Raw genomic sequence first — 6068 nt, 5'->3', positions numbered from 1 at the left:
CGACAACTAAGGTGTTTCGACAATGGCTGGTGTCTTTTTCTATAACGGTGACTGGTATGATGAAAGCCCGCGGGTGACCGGCCCGATGGATCATGCTTTCTGGATGTCATCAACGGTGTTTGATGGTGCCCGGTCATTTCAGGGCCAGGCCCCGGATCTGGATAAGCACTGCGCCCGCTTGGCCCGTTCCGCAAAGGCGCTCGGATTTCATCCGACCATGGAAACCGAAGAAGTGCTTGACCTTTGCACTCAGGCCGTCCGCAAGCTGCCTAAGGAATCAGAGCTATATATCCGCCCCATGTATTTCGCCCGCGGCGGCTTTATCGACCCGGAACCGGATAGCGCGGAGTTCATTCTCGCCGTTTATGACAGCCCAATGCCGGATGCCAATGGATTTTCCGCCCATTTTGCGAAGGAGCGTCGCCCCGCACGGGACATGGCGCCGACGGATGCAAAAGCGTCCTGCCTCTATCCGAACTCAGGCCGCGCCGTTGCGGCGGCGCGCAAAGCGGGCTTCGATAATGCGATCCTGATGGACGCAAATGATAATGTGGCGGAATTTGCCACCGCAAATATCTGGACTGTTAAGGACGGCGTTGCCTTTACGCCCGCCGCAACTGGCTGTTTCCTTGCCGGGATTACTCGGGCGCGGGTGAAAATTCTGGCGGAGGCCGCCGGGATAGAGGTTCAGGAAACATTCATGTCACGCGAAGATGTCATGAACGCAGATGAAGTCTTTAACAGTGGCAATTTTGGCAAGATCATGCCCGTTACCCGCATTGAAGATCGCGAGTTGCAGCCCGGTCCTGTCGCCGCGAAACTGCGCAAAATGTATATGGACTTCGCCCGCGATAGCCAGCTGTTCTAGGAGGCAAGAGGGCGGATTAAGCCGCCCCCAATTCCTCACCCGCCAGCACACGTTCGATTAGCTGAATGGTTTCCTCGACGCCGTATAAGGCGATGAAGGATCCCATTCTCGGGCCTTGTGATTGACCGAGCAGGGTTTCATACAGCGCCTTGAACCAATCCCGCAGATTTTCAAAATCATTCTCATTTCCGACTTTGAAGACTTCATTCTGGATATCCGCTGCCTCTGTCCCGTCGGGCAACTCTTTAAGCGACGCGACAAGCTGTTCCAGTGCCTTGCGTTCCTTCTCCGTCGGCAATCGGTACTCCTTTGTCGGCTTGACGAAGTCATGATAGTAAGCAATCGCATAGCCAACGAGCTTATCGAGCTCCGGGTTGGTCTCAGGCGTCGCGCCCTCCACATAGCGGGAGATGAACCCCCACAGCACAGAGGGTTCATGTGCATTCACAACTGCCGCCAGGTTGAGCAAAATGCCAAAGGTAATCGGCAAACCTTCACTCGGAGGATTGCCGGAATGGATATGCCAAACCGGGTTGGCATATTGTTGTTTCGCTTCCTGCTCCGGATATTTCCCGAGAAATGTAAAATACTCGTCAACCGCCTTCGGGATCACATCGAAATGCAGTCGCTTTGCTTTCTTCGGATTCTGGTACATGTAAAGCGACAGGCTCTCTGGAGAGGCATATTTCAGCCATTCCTCAATGGTGATACCATTGCCTTTTGACTTCGATATTTTCTTCCCCTCCTGATCGAGGAAAAGCTCGTAGTTGAACCCTTCCGGCGGCTGCTTTCCCATGATCTGGACGATCTTGCTGGACAGGGTCACGCTGTCGATCAAGTCCTTGCCCGCCATTTCATAATCAACGTCGAGCGCATGCCAGCGCATCGCCCAATCGACCTTCCATTGCAGTTTGCAGTGCCCGCCCGTGACCGGAACGGATACATCTTCGCCTGTTTCCGGGTCCTGATAGGTGACGGTTCCGGCCACTTCATCTCGCGCAATGATCGGCACCTGCAGCACTTCGCCGGTCCGAGGGCAGATAGGCAGGAATGGGGAATAAGTCGCGCGCCGTTCCGGCCCCAATGTTGGCAGGATCACATTAATGATGGCGTCATAATGCTTGAGGACAAGCAGCAAACTCTCATCGAATTCACCTGACTTGTAGCATTGGGTTGAAGAGCGGAACTCATACTCAAACCCGAACTGATCCAGAAACGCCTGCAGGCGGGCATTATTATGTTCGCCAAAACTGTTATGTGTTCCAAACGGGTCCGGCACCTGTGTCAACGGCTTGTTCAGATTAGCCGAGAGAAGCTCCTGGTTTGGCACATTGTCCGGGACCTTACGAAGCCCGTCCATATCGTCGGAAAAGGCGATCAGCCGCGTTGGAATATCCGAGAGGATACTGAAGGCATGGCGCACCATGGATGTCCGCGCCACCTCCCCGAACGTACCGATATGCGGCAGACCCGAAGGGCCGTATCCGGTCTCGAACAGGACATAACCTTTTTCCGGTGCTTTCTTCGCATAGCGATCCACAAGTTTTTTTGCCTCGACAAAAGCCCAGGAGTTGCTCGATAGTGCAATTTCCGCGTCCGATGACATTATAAACCTCGTTGGAAGAATGGATCACTAGAAAGCGCGGAATGTAGGCGCACAAAAAGGTGTCGTCAACGATCGCAAGGCAAATTTGCATGCGCAATTGGGAAAAATGACTGAAAAAAGTGACAACAGCCCCGCCTATGGAGAGATCAAGCTACCCGACGCGCCAGTTCTGGTGCTCGGCGGGGATGGCGGATACTGGCTGACGGCAGATGGCGAGATGGCAAAAACCAGCCTTGACGAGACCGCTATCCGGGTCGTTAGCCAGCCTCCCCTGCTCGTTCATCGGCTGAATGTGGCGCGGCGACTTGGCATTAATCCCTTCCCTGCCTTTGACCTGCTGGAACTCTTTGCCTTTGCCTTTCCCGCGCAGCAATGTCTCCCGACAGCCAGAGGAATTGCCCGCGCGCTCAATCTTGTCGTAACAACCGATCCGGAAGAGCAAACACTTACCCTGTTCGACGCCGCAAATTCCATATTAAAGTATTTAACCGGTTTAAATGAAAAACAACGAATCGAAATCTCCGCCATTGCCATGACAATGGGTCAGGCGGGATGGAACTGGGCACCCGCCGTTATGGCGGCAGTAGGGATGCCGGAAGCCCGCGATCGCTTCGGCGGCTTGGATACATGGCGTAATCTTGGAGAATGGGCAGACTATGCACCGGAGCCGCCCCCCGATGATATTGCGGTTAGTGAGATCGAGGCGCGAGAGCGGCTCAAGGAAATGCTGGGAGATAATTCAGAGGCAAGGCCGCAACAGGCGGATTTCAGCGCTCTCACCTCCCACGCCTTTGTTCCGCGCGATCAGGCCGATGCTCCGAACCTCGTTCTCGCCGAGGCCGGGACGGGCACAGGCAAAACACTTGGATATATCGCTCCGGCCAGCCTGTGGGCGGAAAAGAACGGTGCGGCCGTCTGGATTTCCACTTACACCAAAAATCTGCAGCGCCAGATCGATGATGAACTGAACCGGCTTTATCCAAATACAGCAGAGAAAATGGAAAAAGCGGTCGTCCGCAAAGGCCGGGAAAACTACCTCTGCCTTCTGAATTTTGAGGAGGCCCTGCAAGGTGGCGCCGCACCAAAATCAGAGCAAATTGTTCAAGGCCTTGTCGCGAGATGGATATCGGCGACCCGCGACGGCGACATGGTGGGCGGCGACTTTCCCAGCTGGCTGCTGGAACTTGAAGGCCGTTCCCGCGTGACCCGTCTTGCTGACCGGCGGGGGGAATGCATCTACTCCGCCTGCCCGCATTATCGCAAATGCTTTATCGAAAAATCAGGCCGCAAGGCGCGAAAAGCGGATATCGTAATCGCCAACCATGCCCTCGTGATGATAAATGGGGCAACACGCCCGGACGATCCTTACCTTCCCAAACGCTATGTCTTCGATGAAGGCCATCACCTTTTCGATGCGGCCGACAGCGCTTTCGCTGCGCACTTAACCGGACAGGAAACCGCGGAACTGCGACGCTGGATCGCCGGGAGTGATGCGGGGCGCAAAAGCAGGATGCGCGGCCTTGAGAATCGTATCGGAGACCTTATCGGAGATGATGAGAAGGGGATTGATGCCTTGCAAAAGGCCATGCGCGCGGCGCGACGGCTGCCGACGGATGGCTGGCTCACCCGCGTTCGTGACGGAGCACCGAACGGCCCGATGGAGGAATTGCTCAGCTTTATCCGAAGCCAGGTTCTGGCGAGATGCCATCATCCGGACAGCCCCTACTCAATCGAATGTACAATTGACGACATTCTGCCCGGCTTGGCCGATGCAGCCGAGAAACTGGATAAGGCCCTGAGCGGTCTGGCCGGGCCGATGACGACTCTCGGTAAAACTCTACTGAACCGGCTGGATACGGAGGCCGAAGACCTCGATAGTGCCACACGCCACCGGATTGAGGCCGCCGTACAGGGCATCACACGCCGGGTCACGATGAATATTGCACCCTGGCGCGCCATGCTGAAGGAAATAGAAAACCCAACACCGGACGGTTTCGTCGACTGGTTTGCGATTGAGCGCATCGGCGGACGCGAGCTCGATCTCGGCTATTACAGAAGCTATGTCGACCCGACGCTCCCCTTCGCGGAAACCATCCTGAAAAAATCCCATGGCGCCGTCATTACCTCTGCCACATTGCGTGATAACCATGATGGGGAGGAAAGCTGGCAATCGGCGGATATGCGCACGGGCGCGCACCATATGGTGTTGCCGCCGATACGCGAGCATTTCGCCTCCCCCTTTGATTTTGCCGATCAAACCCGGGTGATTGTGGTCACGGATGTCCGGCGGGATCATATGAAGGAAGTGTCTGCCGCTTACCGCGAATTATTCCTCGCAAGTGGTGGCGGCGCCCTTGGCCTGTTTACCGCCATCTGGCGCTTGCGTGCCGTGCATGAGAATATCAGGAAACCCCTCGCCGCCGCCGGATATGATCTTTATGCACAGCATCAGGATGCGCTGGACACCTCAACCCTTGTCGATATCTTCCGGGAGGAGGAAAACTCGATCCTGCTCGGCACTGATGCTGTTCGCGATGGCGTTGATGTACCGGGACGGTCTTTACGCCTGCTGGTGTTTGACCGGCTTCCCTGGCCACGCCCCGACATCAAGCACAAGGCGCGCAAGAAGGCCTTTGGCGGTGGCAAATATGACGACAAGCTGACCCGCCTTAAGCTCAAGCAAGCCTATGGCCGGTTGCTCCGGCGGGAAAATGATTTTGGCGTTTTTGTAATGCTCGATAGCATGATGCCCTCCCGCCTTGCCTCCGCCTTTCCGCCGGAAGTCGAAATTCACCGGCTGGGACTTAAAGATGCAATTGCGCTTACCCGGAATTTTATTTCTGAAAAAGAACAGTCATTGAAGAAAATATCATTGGATAATCGAGATTGAACCTCATATCCTGTGAGTAATTGTTTCTTTTCAGACCGGAGATACTGTCGCATGACGACGCTTAACCTGCACACCGCCCTTATTTCAACAATGGTAATTGTATCCGCAGCAGATCGTGAAATGACGGACCGTGAGCTGTTCACGATTGGCGAGATTGTCCGCACCCTTCCCGTGTTCGCCGACTATGAGGAAGAGCATCTTCCGGACGATGCAGCAACCTGCGTCGACATGCTGAACGGGGATCAGAAGCTGGACGAAATTGTCGGCAAAATCCGTGCTGTCCTGCCGAAAAAAATCTATGACACTGCTTATGCGCTTGCCTGCGATGTCGCCGTTTCTGACGGCCAGTTGAGCCAGGAAGAGCTGCGTATGCTTGAAATGCTGCGCCATGGGCTGGATGTCGATCGCCTGACCGCCGCCGCTATCGAGCGGGGTTCTGCTGTCCGCTACGCCCGCCCCTGATATAACTAATATTTGCCAAATCACTGACATCCGATAATAATCCTTTTTAATAATAAAAGAGGGAGAGTTATTAATGGGTGGTTTAACAGGGATTTCTGTCGGATTTTTAGGGCTTGGTGACGTTGGCCGGCCGGTATTGCGGCGATTGAAAGCATGTGGTGCAGATGTCCATGCGACAAGTCGCTCCCCTGCCTTGCGGTATAAAATGGCCCGTGATGCGGTCAATTTGTACAAAGCGCCAA

5 protein-coding genes are annotated in these 6068 nt (G+C 54.9%); 4 read left to right on the top strand and 1 reads right to left on the bottom strand.

The genetic code is table 11. The features are described 5' to 3' along the window. The first annotated feature begins 22 nt into the window (after window positions 1-22). Entirely contained in the window at window positions 23-868 is an 846-nt protein-coding gene (locus P1U71_RS09150; RefSeq protein ID WP_301105280.1) for a branched-chain amino acid aminotransferase, read from the top strand. A gap of 16 nt (window positions 869-884) precedes the next feature. On the opposite strand, the gene P1U71_RS09145 is transcribed toward P1U71_RS09150, so the two are convergent. Beyond that, a complete protein-coding gene (locus P1U71_RS09145) occupies window positions 885-2474 on the bottom strand; it encodes a lysine--tRNA ligase (RefSeq protein ID WP_301105279.1) in 1590 nt (529 codons plus the stop codon). Window positions 2475-2580: 106 nt separating this feature from the next. Between P1U71_RS09145 and P1U71_RS09140 the strand changes: the two genes are divergently transcribed. From P1U71_RS09140 to P1U71_RS18010, 3 genes are all read left to right on the top strand, one after another. Beyond that, the gene (locus P1U71_RS09140) at window positions 2581-5364 is read left to right on the top strand and encodes an ATP-dependent DNA helicase (protein WP_301105278.1); all 2784 of its coding nucleotides are present in this window, start codon (window positions 2581-2583) and stop codon (window positions 5362-5364) included. Window positions 5365-5415: 51 nt separating this feature from the next. Further along, window positions 5416-5826 carry a tellurite resistance TerB family protein gene (locus tag P1U71_RS09135; protein ID WP_301105277.1) on the top strand — a complete coding sequence of 137 codons (411 nt, stop codon included), beginning with the start codon at window positions 5416-5418 and terminating at the stop codon, window positions 5824-5826. A 73-nt stretch (window positions 5827-5899) separates the two neighbouring features. After that, window positions 5900-6068: NAD(P)-dependent oxidoreductase (locus tag P1U71_RS18010; RefSeq protein WP_367281159.1), on the top strand; the 169-nt coding region annotated here is incomplete at its 3' end.

Origin of the sequence: Sneathiella sp. (assembly GCF_029233945.1) — a bacterium.
Taxonomy (GTDB): domain Bacteria; phylum Pseudomonadota; class Alphaproteobacteria; order Sneathiellales; family Sneathiellaceae; genus Sneathiella.
This window is presented reverse-complemented; position numbering and strand designations above follow the sequence as displayed.